Genomic DNA, 19,026 nt, shown 5'->3' on the forward strand with positions numbered 1-19,026 from the left:
AACGGCCGGTCGGCGGGTTGTGGACCGCCCGGCACCCGGATGTGCCGAAACGATGCGGCACCGGCCGACAGCGCTCCCGGCGGCCTCCGACCGTGCTGTCGGCGGCGTGGTCATCCGCCGTACACTCCGGGGGGTGACAGCCACCGCAACCTCCGTCGGCGAGTCGGACCGGACGCAGCCGCAGACCGCGCCCGCCTCGCGTGTCGCCGCGCTGCTCCCGCGCCTCCTCCCGGCCGCCGCCGCCGCGCTCTCCGGAGTGCTGCTCTACGTCAGCTTCCCGCCGCGCACCCTGTGGTGGCTGGCCCCGCTCGCCTTCGCCGTCTTCGGCCGGGTGCTGCGCGGCCGCGGCTGGAAGGCGGGACTCGGTCTCGGTTACCTCTTCGGCCTCGGCTTCCTGCTGCCGCTGCTGGTGTGGACCGGCGTGGAGGTCGGCCCCGGTCCCTGGCTCGCCCTGGTCGCGATCGAGGCGCTCTTCGTCGCGTTGGTCGGCGCGGGTGTCGCCGCCGTGTCGAAGCTGCCGGCCTGGCCCGTCTGGGCGGCGGCGCTGTGGATCGCCGGAGAGGCCGCACGCGCGCGCGTGCCGTTCGAGGGCTTTCCCTGGGGCAAGATCGCGTTCGGACAGGCGGACGGCGTGTTCCTGCCGCTCGCCGCGGTCGGTGGCACACCGGTGCTCGGCTTCGCGGTCGTCCTGTGCGGCTTCGGCCTGAGCGAGGTCGTGCGCCTGGCCGTCCGGGCGCGCCGCACCCGGGAGGTACGGCGGGGCGCGGCGGCGGTGGCCATCCTCGGCGTGGCGGCCCCCATCGCGGGCGCCCTGGCGGCCCTGCCGCTGGTCAGCGACGAGGCGGAGGACGGCACCGCCACGGTCGCCGTGATCCAGGGCAACGTGCCGCGCGCGGGCCTGGACTTCAACGCCCAGCGGCGGGCCGTACTCGACTACCACGCGCGCGAGACGGACCGCCTGGCCGCCGAGGTCAGGGCCGGCAAGGTGGACCGGCCCGACTTCGTGCTGTGGCCGGAGAACTCCTCGGACATCGACCCGTTCGCCAACCCCGACGCCCGCGCGGTCATCGACCGGGCCGCCAAGGCGATCGGCGCGCCCATCTCGGTCGGCGGCGTGGTGGAACGCGACGGCAGGCTGTTCAACGAGCAGATCCTCTGGGATCCGGACAAGGGTCCCGTGGACACCTACGACAAGCGGCAGATCCAGCCGTTCGGCGAGTACCTCCCGCTGCGCTCGCTCATCGGGGCGATCAACGACGACTGGACCTCCATGGTCAGCCAGGACTTCAGCCGGGGCACCGAACCCGGCGTGTTCACCATGGCCGACACCAAGGTCGGGCTCGTCACCTGCTACGAGGCAGCCTTCGACTGGGCGGTGCGCTCCGAGGTCCTCGACGGCGCCCAGATGATCTCCGTGCCCAGCAACAACGCGACGTTCGACCGCAGCGAGATGACCTACCAGCAGCTCGCCATGTCCCGTATCCGCGCGGTCGAGCACAGCCGGACCGTCACCGTGCCGGTGACCAGCGGAGTCAGCGCCATCATCATGCCGGACGGGAGGATCACCCAGAAGACCGGCATGTTCGTGGCGGACTCCCTGGTCCAGGAGGTGCCCCTGCGCTCCTCCGAGACGCCCGCCACCCGGCTGGGCGTGGTGCCGGAGACCGTACTCCTGCTGGTCGCGGCCGGCGGGCTCGGCTGGGCCGTCGCCGCCGGTGTGCGCGGGCGGCGCGCCCGTGGCGTGTAGCCGTACGCCCGCCGCATGCCCCGCGGCGTCGGCGGGAGCGGCCCGACCGGCCCGTTAGGGTCGTGGGCATGGCTACTCCCGACTTCATCCGCGACCTGCGCGCCTCGGCCGGACACCAACTGCTGTGGCTCCCCGGAGTCACCGCTGTCGTCTTCGACGACGAGGGCCGGGTGCTGCTGAACCGGCGGGCCGACAATGGGCGCTGGTCACTGATCGGCGGCATCCCGGAACCGGGAGAGCAGCCCGCCGCCTGTGCCGTGCGCGAAGTCGAGGAGGAGACGGCCGTACGGTGCGTCGTCGAGCGGGTGGTCCTCGTCCAGGCGCTGAACCCGGTCACGTACGACAACGGCGACGTCTGCCAGTACATGGACGTCACCTTCCGGTGCCGGGCCGTCGGCGGCGAGGCCCGGGTCAACGACGACGAGTCGCTGGACGTGGGGTGGTTCGCGGTGGACGCGCTGCCGGACCTCAGGGAATTCGGGCGGACCCGGGTCAAGCAGGCACTGTCCGACGCCCCCACATGGTTCGACCCCACTGGTTCCCGCTGAAGTATGGTGCGTGCCCACATGGGGGGTGGGGCGGGCGCTCCGTAGGGTCGGGACATGACCTCGCCCAGTGTCCTCCCGGCCCTCCACGCCTCCCCGCTCGACCTCGGCGGCCGTACCGCCCTCGTCACCGGCGCCGCCGGCGGCATCGGCCGTGCCTGCGCGCAGCGGCTGGCCGCGGCGGGAGCCAAGGTCAGAGCGGTCGACCGGGACGCCGCCGGGCTGGACGCGCTCGCCGAGAGCTGCGCGGACCTCGCGGGCGGCGTCGAACCCCACGTCCTGGACCTGACCGACCTGGACGCCGCCGAGCTCTCCGCCGCCGGCACCGACATCCTGGTGAACAACGCCGGGCTGCAGTTGGTGCGGCCGATCGAGGAGTTCCCGCCGGACGTCTTCCACACCGTGCTCACCGTGATGCTGGAGGCACCCTTCCGCCTCATCCGAGGCGCCCTGCCCCACATGTACGGGCAGGGCTGGGGCCGCATCGTCAACATCTCCTCCGTCCACGGTCTGCGCGCCTCGGCCTACAAGGCGGCCTACGTCTCCGCCAAGCACGGGCTGGAGGGACTGTCCAAGACCGCCGCCCTCGAAGGCGCCGCCCACGGCGTCACCTCCAACTGCGTGAACCCCTCCTACGTGCGCACCCCGCTCGTGGAGCAGCAGATCACCGACCAGGCCCGGGCGCACGGCATCCCCGAGGAACAGGTGCTGGCCGACGTACTGCTGCGGGACAGCGCCGTGCGGCGGCTCATCGAACCGGAGGAGGTCGCCGACGCCGTGGCCTACCTGTGCGGCCCGCAGGCGTCCTTCGTCACCGGCACCTCACTCGTCCTGGACGGCGGCTGGACCGCGCACTGACCGGACCGCGCACTGCCTGGACCGCGGGGTGCTGCCTGGACCGCGGCGTGCTGCCTGGACCACGCACCGAGACCGGTGGCGGTCCGCTCACCGAGCCTGGAGGTGCCTCGGCTGCCCGGGTTTTCCACAGGGCTGCCGGGACGACCGTGCGATGGGGAATCCTGAGAGCATGTCCCGCGATCACGTGCAGTCCGCCGAGCGCTTCGCCCACGACGCCGGAGCGCCGGCCGGGGAGCCCGAAGCGTCGCTCCGCGAGGCCGGCGACGCCGTGCACCCGGCGACCGCCGCCGTCGAGACGCCGTTCCTGGAGCTGCTGGCCCGGGGCGCGTCCGCCGACGCCTACGAGCAGCCGGTGCTGCTCGCCCGCGCCGAGGCGGGACCGGCCGAGCGGATCGCCGCGCTCGAACGGGCGAAGGACCTCGCCCTGCGCGTGCGCTCCGAACTGGAGGGCCGGCGCAGGCGTGAGGCCGAGCTGTCGGCACTGTTCGAGACGGCCCACGACCTCGCCGGGCTGCGCGACCTGGACGCCGTCCTGCGCGCGATCGTGCAGCGGGCCCGCTCGCTGCTCGGCACCGACGTGGCCTACCTCAGCCTCAACGACCCGGCCCGCGGCGACACCTACATGCGCGTCACCGAGGGCTCGGTCGCGGCCCGCTTCCAGCAACTGCGGCTCGGCATGGGGGAGGGGCTCGGCGGCCTCGTCGCCCAGACCGCCCGCCCCTACGTCACCGACGACTACTTCAAGGACGCCCGCTTCCAGCACACCCGCACCATCGACGCGGGCGTACACGACGAGGGCCTGGTCGCGATCCTCGGCGTACCCCTCATGCTCGGCCACCACGTCATCGGCGTGCTCTTCGCCGCGGACCGGCGCGCCCGCGTCTTCGAGCGCGAGCAGATCGCCCTGCTCGGCTCCTTCGCCGCCCTCGCGGCAGCCGCCATCGACACCGCGAACCTGCTCGCCGAGACCCGCTCGGCCCTCGCCGGCCTGGAGCGGGCCAACGAGATCATCCGGGACCGCAGCGGCGTGATCGAGCGTGCGTCGGACGTCCACGACCGGCTCGCCGAGCTCGTGCTGCGCGGCGGCGGTGTCCACGACGTCGCCGCCGCCGTCTCCCAGGTGCTGGCCGGCACCGTCGAATTCACCGAGGCCGCCTCGGCGCCGGCGCGGGCCCTGGCGACGTCCCGGGCCGAGGGTCACGCGGTGCGGCACGAGGACGACTGGATCGCCGCCGTCGCCGCCGGCGACGAGTTGCTCGGCGCCCTCGTGCTGCGCGGCCACCCCGGGCTCGACCCCGTCGACCAGCTCACCCTGGAACGCGCCGCGATGGTCACCTCCCTCCTCCTGCTCGCCCGGCGCTCCGCCGCCGAGGCCGAACAGCGCGTGCGCGGCGAGCTGCTGGACGACCTGCTCGACGCCCGGGACCGCGATCCGCGCCTGCTGGGCGACCGCGCCCGACGGCTGCGTGCCGACCTGGACGCCACCCACGTCGTACTCGCCGCCCGCCTCGACGCCACCGCACCCGACGCCGACCAGGAGGCGGACGCGCGCAGACGCCTGTGGGCCGCCGCCTCCCACCTGGCCGCGACCCGGCACGGCCTGGCCGCCGCCCGGGACGGCGGCACCGTCCTGCTGCTGCCCCTGACCGCCGGGGGCGGTGCCACGGACCTGGCCCGTCGCACCGCCAGGCACCTCGGGACGGCCGTCCACGAGGCCGTCACCGTCGGCGCCTCCGGCCCCGTGGAGGACCTCGCCGCTCATCCCGACGCCGTGGCCGCCGCCTACACCGAGGCCAGACGCTGCCTGGACGCGCTGCGCCTGCTGGGTCGCTCCGGGGACGGTGCCGCCGCCGAGGACTTCGGTTTCCTGGGTCTGCTGCTGGCCGGGGACCAGAACGTCCCCGGCTTCGTCGAGCGCACCATCGGCGAGGTCGTGGCCTACGACGAGCGACGCGGTACCGAACTTCTGCGCACCCTCGACGCGTACTTCGCCTGCGGCATGAGCCCCGCCCGCACCAAGGACGCACTGCACGTCCACGTCAACACGGTCGCCCAGCGCCTCGAACGCGTCGGCCGCCTCCTGGGCGACGACTGGCAGAGCCCCGACCGGGCACTGGAGATACAACTGGCCCTCAGGCTCCACCGGCTGTCGATACCGGCACCGCACTGACCCCCGCACGCACGGGCGCACGGGGGTTGGTGGCGGGCCAGGTCACATGGTGCGCGCCCCCGGCTCCCGGGAGACACCCCCCTCCGGCTCCTCCCCGTCCCCGGCCTCGTGATCGTGGCAGGACATGACGTCGGTGAGGTCCCGATGCCGGGTCTCCTTCGCCACGCCCACGGCGATCAGCGTCAGCACGGCCGCGGCGATGACGTAGAGGGAGACCGGGGTGGAACTGTCGTACTCGGACAGCAGCGCGGTGGCGATCAGCGGAGCGGGAGCCCCTGCCGCGACGGAGGCGAACTGGGCGCCGATCGAAGCACCGGAGTAGCGCATCCGCGTCGCGAACATCTCGGAGAAGAAGGCCGCCTGGGGCGCGTACATCGCACCGTGCAGCACCAGTCCCACGGTCACGGCGAGGAGCAGACTGCCGAAGTCACCGGAGTCGATCAGTACGAAGAACGGGAACATCCACAGGCCGACACCCGCCGCGCCCAGCAGATACACGGGGCGCCGGCCGATCCGGTCCGACAGCGCCCCCCAGGCCGGGATGACCGCGAAGTGCACGGCCGAGGCGATCAGCACCGCGTTGAGCGCGGACTGCTCGGAGACACCGGCCGAGGTGGTGGCGTAGACGAGGATGAAGGCCGTGATGACGTAGTAGCTGATGTTCTCCGCCATCCGCGCGCCCATCGCGATCAGTACGTCACGCCAGTGGTGCCGCAGCACGGAGACCAGCGGAAGCGGCTCGGCCTGCGTCTTGCGGGTCTGCGCCTGCGCCAACGCCTGCTTGAAGACGGGCGATTCATCGACAGACAGACGAATCCACAAACCGACCATGACCAGCACGCCGGAGAGCAGGAACGGTATCCGCCAGCCCCAACTGTTGAAGGCGGAGTCCGACAGCACGGCCGTCAGCAGCGACAGCACGCCGGTCGCCAGCAACTGCCCCGCCGGCGCCCCGGTCTGCGGCCACGAAGCCCAGAACCCGCGCCGCCGCGCGTCCCCGTGCTCCGACACCAGCAGCACCGCCCCGCCCCACTCGCCGCCGAGCGCGAAACCCTGGACGAGCCGCAACACGGTCAGCAGCACGGGAGCGGCCGTGCCGATGGTCGCGTGCGTGGGGAGCAGGCCGATCGCGAAGGTTGCCCCGCCCATCATCAACAGGCTCAGCACGAGGAGCTTCTTGCGCCCGATCCGGTCACCGTAGTGCCCGAACACCAGGGCCCCCAGCGGACGTGCGGCGAACCCGACGGCGTACGTCAGGAACGACAGCAGCGTGCCGACCAGTGGGTCGGAGTCCGGGAAGAACAGCCTGTTGAAGACGAGGGCGGCGGCGGAGCCGTAGAGGAAGAAGTCGTACCACTCGATGGTGGTGCCGATGAGGGACGCGGCGACGATGCGCTTGAGGTTGTTCGGAGCTGGCGGAGCGGTTGCGGGCGACGACATCGGCACCACTTCCTGGGGTGTGACGGGGACGTTTGCGTGTCGCCATACCGTAGGAAACCGCAGGTCAAGCGCACATGTGGCGGCGCAACATAGTTCGAGGGTCGGCTATGCGCGCGGCCACCATGCCGGCTGAGGGAAAGGTGTCTCAGGGGATCGGTGGTGGTCGAAACGAGTGCCGTTCGGGACGCGCAGTTCAGGGTGATTCGACGGTGCGGAGCGAACATCGCCGCATCCCGCCAGCCGATCGGCCGGCCGGCCGCCTCCGCCTTCTCCATCATCGGCACCAGGTACGGCAGCGTGAGCGGGAACGCCTCCTTCCTGCGCAGCGCCCGCTTGTTCTTCCGCCGGTACTGCGCCAACAGCGCCCGATACAGGCTGTTGTCCGGCTTCTTCCCCGCCGGCATCGACGTACGGACCAGGGACATGTAGTGCCGGATCGTGGTGACCTTCAGGCCCTGCGCCATGTGGTGACGGCCGTACTCGGTGTACGTCGCCGTCGTGCACGACTTCGCCACCCTCCCCTGCTCCGCACACCATGCCTCGAACAGCCGCATCGCGGTGCGCCGCTGCGGGGAACCCTCCTCCTCGGCCTCCCTGATGGCCTGAGCGGTCTCCTCACTGACGTACAGGTCCCGCTCCGTGTACGCCGTGCGCGGAGTGTCCCTGGTCGAGATAGCCTCGCCCGGCATCAGCACCGTGTGCGCATCGACGAGCGGGCGCCCAAGGCCCGTCGTGGCGGGATGAGGGCACTGGCTACTCGCCATCGAGTCGCTGAAGAACCTGCGTGAGGTCACCGGTTTCGAGCGGGCCGGCGAGTACCCGTGTCATGCAGTCGATGCCAGGGTCCCGGACTATCAGTCCGTCAGAGCACCAGAAGTAGCGGCCGCCCAACTCCTCGCCAGTTTGGGACCACCTCTTCATCCGGGGAGTATGTCGATCCGGCTCGGCGTGCTCAACCGGGTTCTCCGGCAAGCTGCAGCCTCGTGAACGTGAACCTTGTCCCCGGTGATCCCTGGGACCGGACAGCCCCGCTGCTGCCGGTGCGCCCACGGCGGCACCGCCATCCCGGACGGCTCCCGGTGCCGGACAGGGTCGCACTGGCGGGCATCGTTGACGTCCTGCACAAGGGCGTGGCCTGGTGCGACGTGCCAAGAGAAGTAGTGGGCCGGTCCGGGGTGACGGCCTGGCGCGGGCTGCGGGACTGGACCGTGGCCGGAGTCCGGCCGCGCCTGCATTCAGCCCTGCTGACCGGGATGCGTCGCGCCGACCTGCTGGAACTGGATGACTGCTCTGTAGACGGATCGCACGTCCAGGCCCTCAAAGGGGGATCACGTCGGCCCCTCTCCGGTGAGATGGTCGGGGGAGTGCCCGCCGCCCCGGCGGACTGCTGGTCGCCTGTGCGGGCGGCGGGAGTCCTGGATCAGTAGCCGTAGATCATCTTGTAGGCGACCTCGGGGAGGAACTGGCCGGCCGTGGAGCCGGTTCCGACACCGCAGTTGCCGTCGGACTCGCCCGGGGTCTTGATCCACAGGAGCATTTCGGCGCCTCCGCCCGTCCGGGTGGGCGTGCCGATGCGGCGGCCGGAGGGGTTGCACCACTGGCCGTTGGAGCCGTTGCCGTTGCGGCTGGTGTCCACGACGAACGGCTTGGTGTAGCCGTAGCGGGCGGCCAGTTCGTTGTTGACGGCGTTGCCGTAGGCGGTGTTCTCGGCGGTGGTGATGTAGTTGGAGACGTTGAGCGAAAAGCCGTGGGCCTGTCGGAGGCCGGCTTCGTGGAGGCGCCGGGCCATGGTCGCCGCGTCGGCCCAGCGCGGGTTGCCGGCGTCCATGTAGACCCAGGTGTTGGGGGCTTGGCGGTTGAACTCGGCGAGGGCACCGGTGAGCATGGCCTCGCGTTCGTCGATCTGGGCCTGGGTCATGCAGCCGTAGTCTCCGAGGGAGTCCGGTTCGAGGATGACGACGGCCGGGCGGGCCGCGATGCCTCCGGCGAACTGAGCGATCCAGCCGGCGTAGGCGGACGGCGAGGCGGCTCCGCCGGCGGAGTGCCCGCCGCAGTAGTCACGGTGGTAGATGTTGTAGGCGACGAGGATGGGCAGCTTGTCCCGGTAGTCCGCCGCTCCGACGTAGGCACCTGTTGCGGTGCTGATGGTGCCGCTCCAGGAGCCGAACCAGCGGGCCATAGGTGTGTTGGCGATGGAGGCGTTGATCGCGGCGGCCCGGCCGTCGCCGGGGTTGGCGGCCGCCCACCGCCTCGCGCTCGAGTCGGGGTCCACGTAGAACCCGTTGGTCATGGTGGTGGGGTCGGCCGCGTGGGCGGAGGGTGCGGCGGCGAACGCCAGCGGCAGAGCACAGAGCGCTGCCATCAGGGTGCGGAGTCTGCGGCTCAAGACAGTACCTCGGTTTCAGAGGATGTGCGCTTTGGGAGCGCTCCCACTGGAAGCGATCCCAATCGTGTGAGTGGGCGGATGAGCTGTCAATAGTCGGCGCAGCATTCGACTTTCACAGGGAAACGTAGGTCCTGTAGGCCGCTGCACTGGAAGCGGTCCCATCCCTGCGTCCCTGAGTGCTCCCCGCCTGTGAAAGACTCACGAGCCATGGCAGAAGCAGCGCCGCGTCGGCATCCGACGCTCGACGAGGTGGCCGAACGCGCCGGTGTTTCCCGCTCCGTGGCCTCCCGCGCCCTCAACAACGCCCCGCACGTCAGCCGCGCCAAGCGCGAGGCTGTCGAACGGGCCGTGCGGCAACTCGGTTACGTACCCAATCCGACCGCCCGCGCGCTGGCCACCCGTCAGACGGGAGCGGCCGCCCTGGTCGTCTCGGGAGAGGATCCGTCGATCTTCGCCGATCCGTTCTTCGCCCGGGTGATCGTGGGGGCGTCGGCCGCCCTGGACGAGGCGGACCTGCATCTGATGCTGTGCCTGGCCGCTTCCGACCGGGGCCGCAAGCGGGTCGAGGAGCTCCTGCGGTCCAGGGGCGCGGACGGTGTGATGCTGATGGCGCTGCGCGAGGACGATCCGCTGACCCGGATGGCCGACGAGGCGCAGATGCCCGTCGTGTTCGGCGGGCGCCCGGTCGGTTCTGCTCCCCGGTGGTACGTGGACGTGGACAACGTCGGCGGAGCGCGCGAGGCGACCGAGCATCTGGTCTCACTCGGCCGGAGGCGCGTGGCCGTGATCTGCGGACGTCTGGACACCGAGGCCGGGCGCGCCCGGTACCGCGGCTACCGGGACGCCATGCTGGGCGCCGGTCTCGATCCCTTCCCGCCGCTGGAGGGGGACTTCACGGAGCGCAGCGGAGCCGCCGCCATGGCCGCGCTGCTGGCGGAACACCCCGACGTGGACGGAGTGTTCGCCGCCAACGACAACATGGCGGCGGGAGCGCTGCGCACCGTGCGGGAGGCCGGCCGACGGGTCCCCGCCGACGTCGCCGTGGTCGGCTTCGATGACCTGACGGCCGCCCAGATCGCCGATCCGCCGCTCACCACCGTCCATCAGCCTGTAGAGGCTCTCGGACGGGAGATGGCGCGCATGCTCGTCGCGCTCGTCAACGGGCAGGACCCCACCCCGCTGGTCCTCCCCACCCGCCTGGCCCTCCGGGCCAGCGCCTGACTCCTCATTGTCCGGGAGGGGCGGGCTCCGGTCCGAACGGGTTGCTCTCGGACGCGGCGCGGGGCGTCCAGGGAGCCGGCCAGGGTGGTCGAGGTTCAGCAGCGGAAGCAGCGACTGCCGTCCGATCCGATGGCTTGGGTACTGGTTGCAGCCTGCCCCTTGGCCGTTCGCGGGGCGGGTCAGGAAGATGTAGTACTGCTCGTTGATCTTGTAGAACCGGGCGCCCTCCAAGGTGCCGACGCTGGACGGTGTCCTGAACACCTCCTGCGTACGGACCTGGTTGCGGCCGTCGGGCGAGAGCTGGGCCACGCTGATGGTGGTGTTGCCGTACGCCACGTAGAGGGTGTCATCGGTGTCGACGAGCAGGCCGGCGTCGTAGTAAGGGGTGCTGATCGTCGTCAGCCTGTTCCACGGCCCCTCCACCGCGGTGGCGTTGTAGAGGTACGTCCGGGCGAAGTCGATCTGGCCGAGCCAGTAGAGGGTCCTGTTGCTGGGCCGGTAGGCCAGTGACGATGCCCAGATTCCTCTGACATAGCCGCGGGCGCCGTTCAGGTCGTACTTGGCGCCGAAGTCGAGGACGGGTACCGAATGGCCGGCGATCTCCCAGTTCATCAGGTCGTACGACCGCAGAACGGGCGCGCCCGGCGAGTAGTGCATCGTCGAGGCCGAGGCGTAGTAGGTGTCGCCGACACGGATGATGTCGATGTCCGCGAAGTCCTGCCAGATCACCGGGTTCGTGTACTGCGCCGCGGTCGCGAGGGCGGGCCCGGCGGGGAGGAGGGCGCCGGCGGCCAGGCCGGTGGCGGCCGCGAGCGTGCGGCGACGAGTGAGGGGTTGATGCGGACATGACAGATTCAAGGAGGTGTTCACCTCGAGTTTTTCGATCGGAGCGGCTCTGTCGCGTTTGAAATGTCGAACGTAGTGCGACTTGTCGAGCATTCTGGATGATAGGAGGTTGGCGTACCCCGTCAACCCTTCTCGCATATAGTCGTGCGCCGCTTCGAAATGTTCGAAGCGGCTGGGGCGGAGCCAGTGCGCCTCAGCCTTACTCCCTTGCTGATTACGCGACAAAACCTGTTCCTCCAGGAGGTGTTGACATGACCGGACGCCTCTCTAGTATCCGTGGGGCATCTGAAGTTTCCGAACGTCAATCGATATTTCGAACTTCTCCTCTCCTCTCCTCTCTCTTGCCTGCCGAAGGAGTTCCGGGTGCCCAGACGATCAGGCGGACGGCTGTTCCGCCTCCTCACGGCCGCCGCGCTGACGGTGACCGCGTCCGTGACGGCCTCAGGGCAGTCCACCGCCACGACGGCCGCGCCGGGCAGTCCGGCGCTCACCCCACCGCTTGGGTGGAACAGCTGGAACAGCTTCGGGTGCGGAATCACCGAGTCCCAGGTCCGTCAGGCCGCCGACGCGATGGTGTCCTCGGGCATGCGGGACGCCGGCTACCGGTACGTGGTGGTCGACGACTGCTGGTTCGACCCGCAGCGTGACGCGCAGGGCAACCTGCGGGCCAACCCGACGAAGTTCCCGAGCGGGATGAAGGCCCTCGGGGACTACATCCACAGCAAGGGCCTGAAGTTCGGCATCTACCAGGTGCCGGGCGAGCGCACCTGCGCGCAGACCGTGGGCACATACCCGGGCTCCACGGGCAGCAGGGGCCACGAGGTCCAGGACGCCGCCACGTTCGCCACGTGGGGGGTCGACTACCTCAAGTACGACTGGTGTTCCTCGAGCGGCACGCGTGACGAGCAGGTCGCGCGGTTCAAGCTGATGCGTGATGCCCTGCGCGCCACCGGTCGGCCGATCGTCTACAGCATCAACCCCAACAGTTTCCACGCCATCACGGGGTCCACGTACAACTGGGGCGAGGTCGCCGACCTGTGGCGGACGACCGAGGACCTGCTCGACATCTGGCAGAACGGCAACACCAACAGCTACCCGATGGGCGTCGGCAACGTCCTGGACGTCAATGCGCCGCTGGCCGCACAGTCCGGCCCGGGGCACTGGAACGACCCCGACATGCTGGTCGTCGGCCGCCCCGGCCTGTCGCTGACCGAGTCCCGCTCCCACTTCGCCCTGTGGGCGCTGATGAGTGCCCCGCTGATGGCCGGCAACGACATCCGCACGATGTCCGCCGACGTCAGCGCGATCCTGCGCAACCCGCGCCTGCTGGCGGTGAACCAGGACTCCCAGGGCGCGGGCGGACGCAGGGTGCGCGACGACGGCGACATCGAGGTGTTCGCCAAGCCCCTGGCGGACGGTTCGGTCGCGGTGGGGCTGTTCAACCGGGGCGGGAGCGCGGCGACGGTCACCACGACGGCCGCCCAGATCGGCCTGAGCGGAGGACCGTTCACCCTCACCGACCTGTGGACCGGCGGCACGTCGAGCACGTCCGGGCAGATCTCGGCGAGCGTCCCCGCGCACGGCGTCGCCGCGTACCGGGTGAGCGGCGGCAGCCCGCTGGCCGCCACCACCTCACGCCTGCGGGGCAACGCCTCCGGCCGCTGCGTGGACGTGGACAACGCCTCCACGGCCGCCGGCGCCGCGACTCTGCTGTGGGACTGCCACACGGCCGCCAACCAGCTGTGGACCACATGGGCGGGCGGCGAGATCCGCGTCTACGGCGACAAGTGCCTGGACGCCTACAACCGGGGCACCACGAACGGCACCCGTGTCATCACCTGGCCCTGCAACGGCCAGAACAACCAGAAGTGGACCGTCGGCTCCGACGGCTCGATCCGCAACGTCCGCTCCGGACTGTGCCTCGACGCCAACGGGGCCGGCACCGCCAACGGGACCCCGCTGGTGCTGTGGACCTGCAACGGCCAGGCCAACCAGAAGTGGACCCGCGCGTGAGCGACACGGCACTGGGTCATGGCCGGAGCGACAACACCCTGGCCACGGCCTCCCGCACGGCTGCCGCATCGGCCGGCACGGCCGGCCCCGGCTCCGGCTGCGGCGGGGCCCCGGGCGTCGGTGCATCGGCTTCCAGGCCGGCCACCCACACCGGCAACACCTCCCCGCCGAGCACCTGCACCCTGCACGGCACCGCCTGCGGCTGAGCGCCGTGTCCGCCCGGGAGATCTCCGGGCGGGCACGGTCCCGGCTCAGGACGTCGTGCCCGTCACCGTGGTTCCCGACGCGGTGAGGCAGTGCGTCGTCGAGCAGCCCGCGACCGTCTGCGTAGCGCTCCAACCGCACTCTTGCTGCCAGGTGTCGGGACCTGAGGGGTCACTTCAGTCCGGGCTGTCTCCTTGGCGAAGGCCACACGCGGTGGCGTACATGGCGGATTCGCCGTCGCAGTTGCCGGTCCAGGCAGCGATCCGCTGGGCTGCCTCCCCGTCGTCCATGCCGTACTCGCTGCCGCGCGCCGGCATGGGTGTACTCCCGGAAAGACAGAGAGACGGGGGAAGGCGGCACCGGTGGACGGAGACGCGCGACCCCTGCCGTCCGGACGCTGTAGCGGGATGACCGCCGGTGCCGTTCTCAGGGTTGAGGAACTCAACCCCGCTACCTGAGACCGACCCGCTCTCGTCCCCGGGTGGGACCCGCGGAGGGCGTAGTACCGCGGATTCAGTACCGCGCAGTGTCGGCAGCCGCACGACGACAGGACACCCCCCTCTTCAGGAGTCTGGAGGCACCTTCGAGACCCGGATGTGGAGACCTCCCCGTGGCTGCTTTTCTGTATCGAATGGGCCGCTTGACCTTCAGGCGACGCTGGACCGTCGCCCTTGTCTGGGCCGCCGTGCTGGCCGCCGTAGGACTCGCCGGCATGACCGCGCCGGAGGCGGAGGAGGAACCCTTCTCCATGCCGGGGATCGAATCGCAGGAAGCCTTCGACCTGATGGAGGAGCGGTTCCCCGGCGCCGCCGCCGACGGCGCGACCGCCCGCGTCGTCTTCGTCTCGCCGAACGGCGAGAAGGTCACCGCCACCGAGAACAAGAAGGCCGTCGAGGCCGCGATAGCCGAACTCGGGGACGGCACGCAGGTCGCGAGCACCGTCGACCCGTACGAGTCCGGCGCGGTCAGCGAGGACGGCTCCACCGCGTACACGACCGTGACCTACAAGGTCGACGCCTCCGGACTCACCGACGCCAGCCGCAGCCACCTGGACGAGTCGCTCGAGCACGCCCGTGACTCCGGGCTCACCGTCGAGGCAGGCGGCGACGCCATGGAGGACACGGGCGGACCCAGCGGCGCCGCCGAGGCGATCGGCATCGCCGTCGCCGCGGTCGTCCTGCTGATCACCTTCGGCTCACTGGCCGCCGCCGGAATCCCGCTGCTCACCGCGCTCATCGGCGTCGGCATCAGCCTGTTCGCCATCACGGCCCTGGCCGGTCCGCTGGGCCTGACCGACACCACCAGCACGCTGGCGATCATGCTGGGCCTGGCCGTCGGCATCGACTACGCCCTGTTCATCGTCTCCCGCTACCGCGAGGAGCGCGCCAAGGGGCGGGCGCCCCAGGAGGCCGTCGCCCTCGCCACCGGCACCGCGGGCTCCGCCGTGGTCTTCGCCGGGCTCACCGTCGTCATCGCGCTCGCCGGTCTCTCCGTCGTCGGCATCCCGATGCTGACCGAGATGGGCCTGGGCGCGGCGGGCGCGGTCGTCGTCGGCGTCCTCATCGCGCTGACCCTGGTCCCGGCCTTGCTCGGCTTCTGGCCCAACGCCGTACTGACCCGCAAGGACCGCAAGGCTCGCCGAGCGGGCGGCACGCCGCGGGAGACGCGCAAGGTCAACGGCGGCACCCGCTGGGCGAGCTTCGTGCTGCGCCGCCCGCTGCCCGTGCTGCTCGCCGCCGTCGCGGGCCTCGGCGCCCTGGCGCTGCCGATGACCGACCTTCAGCTCGGTATGCCGGGCGACGAGGCCAAGTCCACGGAGACCACCCAGCGGCGGGCCTACGATGCGCTCGCCGAGGGCTTCGGGCCTGGCTTCAATGGACCGCTGACCGTGGTCGTGGACGCCGAGGGCGCCGACGACCCGAAGGCCGCGGCCGAGACCGTCTCCGAGCGAATCGGCGGCACCGAGGGCGTGGTGTCGGTGTCGCGGGCCCAGTTCAACGAATCCGGTGACACGGCCGTCTTCTCCGTCGTCCCCACCACCGCGCCGACCGACCAGGAGACCAAGGACCTGGTCAACACCGTCCGCGGCGACCGGCCCGGCATCGAGTCCGAGGCCGGGGCGACCTTCGAGGTCACCGGCACTACCGCGATGAACATAGACATCTCCGAGAAGGTGCAGTCCGCGCTGGTGCCGTACCTGCTCGTGGTGGTCGGGCTCGCCGTGATCCTGCTGCTGGTGGTCTTCCGCTCGGTCCTGGTCCCGTTGAAGGCGGCCGCCGGCTTCCTGCTCTCGGTGCTCGCCTCGCTCGGCGCGGTGGTCGTGGTCTTCCAGCAGGGCCACGGCGCCGACCTGCTGGGCGTGGAGACCACCGGCCCCATCATGAGCCTGATGCCGATCTTCCTGGTGGGCATCGTCTTCGGCCTCGCCATGGACTACGAGGTCTTCCTGGTCTCGCGGATGCGCGAGGCGTACGTCCACGGCGAGCGGCCCGCCCAGGCCGTGACCTCCGGGTTCCAGCACAGCGCCCGGGTCGTCGTGGCCGCCGCGCTGATCATGATCGCGGTGTTCTCCGGGTTCATCGGGGAGAGCGACGCCATGATCAAGATGATCGGCTTCGGCCTCGCCTCGGCCGTCCTGCTCGACGCCTTCGTGGTCCGGATGGCGATCGTCCCGGCCGTCCTCGCCCTGCTCGGCGAGCGGGCCTGGTGGCTGCCGAAGTGGCTGGACCGGATCCTGCCCCGGGTCGATGTGGAGGGCGAGGCGCTGACCCGCCCGACCGAGCCCGAGGCGGAACCGGCCGAGAAGGACCTCGCCCGCGCCTGACCGGGTGCGCAGGAGCCGCCCGGGGTCGTCCCAGCGACCCGGGCGGCTTCGCATCGTCCACCATGGATGCCAGTCCCCTCGTCGAGAGAGCCGACCATGAGCAGCAGCCTGGAGCGCTACACCGAGCGCGTGGAGCAGTACGCGTCGCGCTTCCCGCGCTTCCCCCGCTTCCTGGACGTGATGGTGGTGCTGGCCCTCATCGGCTGTGCCTCCTTCGGCACCCAGCTCAGCCTCCCCGGCGTCAACAGCCCGGAGGCGGGGAAGTCGCTGGAGGTCATGCTCGGCCTGTCCTGCTTCGTCCTGCTGAAGTACCGCACCCACACCCGCACGGTCGTGGTCGTGGTCGCCGGGGTGACCATCGCCGCGATCGCGCGCGGCTACCTGCTCACCCCGATGCTGCTGGCCCCGCTGCTCGCCGCGATGTACTGGCTGGCCGTCCTGTGCGACCGCCGGACCGTCCGCCTGTACGCGCTCGTCGTCACGGTGGCCCTGCTGACCGTGCACCTGTTCTCCGACGGCATGCGCGACCTCTCCCCGGTCCTGACCGTGATCGGCCCGGTGTTCTGGATGGCCCTGCCGCTCGTCGGCGGCAGCCTGGCCCGGCTGCGCGGCGACTACCTCGAAGCGGTCAAGGCCCGCGCCGAGCACGCCGAACGCACCCGGGAGGAGGAGGCCCGGCTGCGGGTCACCGAGGAACGCATGCGCATCGCCCGCGAGCTGCACGACGTCGTAGCCCACCACCTGGCCCTCGCCAACGCCCAGGCCGGCACCGCCGCCCACCTCTCGCGCAGCAACCCCGAGCAGAGCCGGAAGATCCTCGACGACCTCACCGGCACCACCTCCTCGGCGCTGCGCGAGCTCAAGGCCACCCTGGGCCTGCTGCGCCAGGACGACCGGCCCAAGGGCGAGGGCCTGGAACCGGCGCCGGGGCTCGCCCGCCTTCCCGAGCTGATCGACTCCTACCGCTCGGCGGGCCTGGAAGTCGTCGTCCACCAGGAGGGCGTGCGCCGCCCGCTGACGCCGGGCGTGGACCTGACCGCGTACCGGATCGTGCAGGAGGCCCTCACCAACGTCGCCAAGCACGCCCCCGAACGCGCCGCCCACGTCAGCTTCACCTACGCCGACTCCCGGCTGCTCATCACCGTCAGCAACGACGGCCCGGCCACCGCCACCGCCGTCAACGGGACGTCCGGCGGCTTCGGGCTGCGGGGCATGCGGGAGCGCGCCCAGTCCATCGGTGGCGACCTGTGCGCGGGCCCTCGCCCCGAGGGTGGCTTCGAGGTCACCACCGCGCTGCCGCTGCAACCGGCCGCCGCCGTCGAAGGAGAGTCTCCATGACCGTGGAGGTGCTGCTCGCGGACGACCAGGCCCTGCTGCGGGCCACGTTCCGCATCCTGATCGACTCCTGTCCGGACATGGATGTCGTCGGGGAGGCGTCCGACGGGGCGGAGGCGCTGGAGCTGGCCCGTACCCACCACCCGGACGTGGTGCTCATGGACATCCGCATGCCCGGGACGGACGGTCTGTCCGGCACCGCGGCGATCTGCGCCGATCCGGAGCTGGCGACCACCCGCGTGCTGATCCTGACCACCTTCGAGACCGAGGACTACGTCGCCCAGGCGCTGAGAGCCGGGGCCAGCGGCTTCCTCGGCAAGGACGTCACCGCGGACGCCCTGCTGGCCGGCATCCGCACGGTGGCCTCCGGGGAGGCGCTGCTCTCCCCCGGCGCCACCCGCACCCTGATCACCCGCTTCCTCACCTCCCCGGCCCCCGGCACCCACCTGGTGCCCCCGGAACGGCTCGCCGACCTCACCGGACGGGAACGGCAAGTGATGGCGCTGGCGGCCGAGGGCAAGTCCAACGCGGAGATCGCCGAGCTGCTGGTGGTCAGCCCACTGACGGCACGGACGCACATCCACCGCGCGATGACGAAGCTCAACGCCCGCGACCGGGCACAGCTCGTCGTCATCGCGTACCAGACGGGCCTGGTCCAGGCGGGAGGGGCGAACGGGGCCCCCACCGCGGTATAGGAATTCCAGCGGAACGAAAACCGGCGCTGAGCCTCGGTCGACCCTGATGGACGGCTGACGGATCGTCGGCGGCCGGATCTGTCTGAGGTCTTCCCGCGGATAGCTGTCAACGGCCGCTTCGTTCGGCTCTGATCCACTTCTTGTGGTTCGGTGACGGGCAGTCACAGGCTGCTGGAAGGATGGCCGTTCGTGTGATTGCTACGTGCTCTCGACGGCCTTTGGCCATCTGTCATCTGTGGTGGTCGAGGAGGTTGTGGTGGACGATGCCGCGCTGGCCTTCGCCGCGCGGACGGTAACCCGGGAGGCGGCCTGCCCAGGCTGTGGCAGGTGTCCGCACGCGTCCACGGCGGGTACCGGCGGCGCCTGGCCGACCTGGCCATCGCCGGTCGGAGGGTCGTGATCGACCTGGCGGTGCGGCGGTTCAGGTGCCGGGCGTCGGAGTGCGGACGCCGCACGTTCGTCGAGCAGGTGGAAGGGCTCACCGAGCCGAGCTGAAACCGCTGGTGCGCAGGGCGGGGGAGGTCGAGATCAGCTATCGGCGCATCACCGCCCTCTCATCTGTTCTCGGCCACGATCCGGTCATGGAGTCGCCCACTGGGTCCGCCGGAGGGAACGGGCCAGATGCCCTCATCGCCCCGCGAGGTCTTTAACCTGGTCAGACCAGTTTCCCGCGCCCCCGCGTTATAGGGGCGTCTGTGATACGCGGGTGATACGGCGAGACCCCACCGAGGTCCGTCCGGGC

At 71.1% G+C, this 19,026-nt stretch carries 16 protein-coding genes and 1 pseudogene; 14 read left to right on the forward strand and 3 right to left on the reverse strand.

From position 1 onward, the window contains the following. Positions 1-133 precede the first annotated feature (133 nt). The 4 genes from lnt (at position 134) to B1H29_RS32785 (ending at position 5,320) form a co-directional block, all read left to right on the forward strand. On the forward strand, positions 134-1,747 hold the full coding sequence (lnt, locus tag B1H29_RS32770) for an apolipoprotein N-acyltransferase (protein WP_055420907.1): 1,614 nt from the start codon (positions 134-136) through the stop codon (positions 1,745-1,747). Between the two features lie 68 nt (positions 1,748-1,815). Beyond that, the gene (locus tag B1H29_RS32775) at positions 1,816-2,295 is read left to right on the forward strand and encodes an NUDIX hydrolase (protein ID WP_055420501.1); all 480 of its coding nucleotides are present in this window, start codon (positions 1,816-1,818) and stop codon (positions 2,293-2,295) included. Positions 2,296-2,349: 54 nt separating this feature from the next. Beyond that, entirely contained in the window at positions 2,350-3,150 is an 801-nt protein-coding gene (locus B1H29_RS32780) for a 3-hydroxybutyrate dehydrogenase (RefSeq protein WP_055420500.1), read from the forward strand. 169 nt (positions 3,151-3,319) lie between these two features. Continuing rightward, on the forward strand, positions 3,320-5,320 hold the full coding sequence (locus tag B1H29_RS32785) for a helix-turn-helix domain-containing protein (RefSeq protein ID WP_055420499.1): 2,001 nt from the start codon (positions 3,320-3,322) through the stop codon (positions 5,318-5,320). A gap of 42 nt (positions 5,321-5,362) precedes the next feature. Here the strand turns inward: B1H29_RS32785 and B1H29_RS32790 are convergent, their stop codons facing one another. Then, the gene (locus B1H29_RS32790) at positions 5,363-6,760 is read right to left on the reverse strand and encodes an MFS transporter (RefSeq protein ID WP_055420498.1); all 1,398 of its coding nucleotides are present in this window, start codon (positions 6,758-6,760) and stop codon (positions 5,363-5,365) included. A gap of 297 nt (positions 6,761-7,057) precedes the next feature. Here B1H29_RS32790 and B1H29_RS39950 point away from each other — a divergent pair, with 297 nt between their 5' ends. The 3 genes from B1H29_RS39950 to B1H29_RS32800 all read left to right on the forward strand — a co-directional run bounded on the left by B1H29_RS39950 (position 7,058) and on the right by B1H29_RS32800 (position 8,187). Next, on the forward strand, positions 7,058-7,189 hold the full coding sequence (locus B1H29_RS39950) for a hypothetical protein (protein WP_267891970.1): 132 nt from the start codon (positions 7,058-7,060) through the stop codon (positions 7,187-7,189). Between the two features lie 54 nt (positions 7,190-7,243). After that, complete coding sequence (locus B1H29_RS39955) at positions 7,244-7,366, forward strand: hypothetical protein (RefSeq protein ID WP_267891969.1); 123 nt, start codon at positions 7,244-7,246, stop codon at positions 7,364-7,366. A gap of 383 nt (positions 7,367-7,749) precedes the next feature. Continuing rightward, a complete protein-coding gene (locus B1H29_RS32800) occupies positions 7,750-8,187 on the forward strand; it encodes a transposase (RefSeq protein ID WP_432280064.1) in 438 nt (145 codons plus the stop codon). On the opposite strand, the gene B1H29_RS32805 is transcribed toward B1H29_RS32800, so the two are convergent. Then, positions 8,181-9,146, reverse strand: coding sequence for a glycoside hydrolase family 6 protein (locus B1H29_RS32805; RefSeq protein WP_055420496.1), 966 nt, complete (start codon positions 9,144-9,146; stop codon positions 8,181-8,183). The genes B1H29_RS32800 and B1H29_RS32805 overlap by 7 nt on opposite strands. Before the next feature lie 207 nt (positions 9,147-9,353). On the opposite strand from B1H29_RS32805, the gene B1H29_RS32810 reads away from it, so the two are divergent. Continuing rightward, complete coding sequence (locus B1H29_RS32810) at positions 9,354-10,367, forward strand: LacI family DNA-binding transcriptional regulator (RefSeq protein ID WP_055420495.1); 1,014 nt, start codon at positions 9,354-9,356, stop codon at positions 10,365-10,367. 159 nt (positions 10,368-10,526) lie between these two features. Here the strand turns inward: B1H29_RS32810 and B1H29_RS32815 are convergent. Beyond that, positions 10,527-11,219: pseudogene (locus B1H29_RS32815) on the reverse strand (family 43 glycosylhydrolase); the annotation flags it as partial. Between the two features lie 357 nt (positions 11,220-11,576). Here B1H29_RS32815 and B1H29_RS32820 point away from each other — a divergent pair. The 6 genes from B1H29_RS32820 (at position 11,577) to B1H29_RS38265 (ending at position 18,779) form a co-directional block, all read left to right on the forward strand. Then, positions 11,577-13,226: a glycoside hydrolase family 27 protein gene (locus tag B1H29_RS32820; RefSeq protein WP_055420494.1), complete on the forward strand. Its 1,650-nt coding sequence runs from the start codon at positions 11,577-11,579 to the stop codon at positions 13,224-13,226. Next, positions 13,223-13,432, forward strand: a complete 210-nt coding sequence (locus tag B1H29_RS32825; RefSeq protein WP_159027862.1) for a hypothetical protein — start codon at positions 13,223-13,225, stop codon at positions 13,430-13,432. The genes B1H29_RS32820 and B1H29_RS32825 overlap by 4 nt, the downstream gene beginning before the upstream one ends. Before the next feature lie 608 nt (positions 13,433-14,040). Then, positions 14,041-16,254: an MMPL family transporter gene (locus B1H29_RS32830; protein ID WP_159027863.1), complete on the forward strand. Its 2,214-nt coding sequence runs from the start codon at positions 14,041-14,043 to the stop codon at positions 16,252-16,254. Between the two features lie 96 nt (positions 16,255-16,350). Beyond that, positions 16,351-17,592 carry a sensor histidine kinase gene (locus tag B1H29_RS32835; protein ID WP_055420491.1) on the forward strand — a complete coding sequence of 414 codons (1,242 nt, stop codon included), beginning with the start codon at positions 16,351-16,353 and terminating at the stop codon, positions 17,590-17,592. Beyond that, a complete protein-coding gene (locus B1H29_RS32840; RefSeq protein ID WP_055420490.1) occupies positions 17,589-18,284 on the forward strand; it encodes a response regulator transcription factor in 696 nt (231 codons plus the stop codon). Before B1H29_RS32835 ends, B1H29_RS32840 begins: the two co-directional genes overlap by 4 nt. A gap of 327 nt (positions 18,285-18,611) precedes the next feature. Then, the gene (locus B1H29_RS38265; RefSeq protein ID WP_159027864.1) at positions 18,612-18,779 is read left to right on the forward strand and encodes a transposase family protein; all 168 of its coding nucleotides are present in this window, start codon (positions 18,612-18,614) and stop codon (positions 18,777-18,779) included. Positions 18,780-19,026: the final 247 nt, after the last annotated feature.

This window comes from Streptomyces pactum (assembly GCF_002005225.1).
In the GTDB taxonomy this organism is placed as follows: Bacteria; Actinomycetota; Actinomycetes; order Streptomycetales; family Streptomycetaceae; genus Streptomyces; species Streptomyces pactum_A.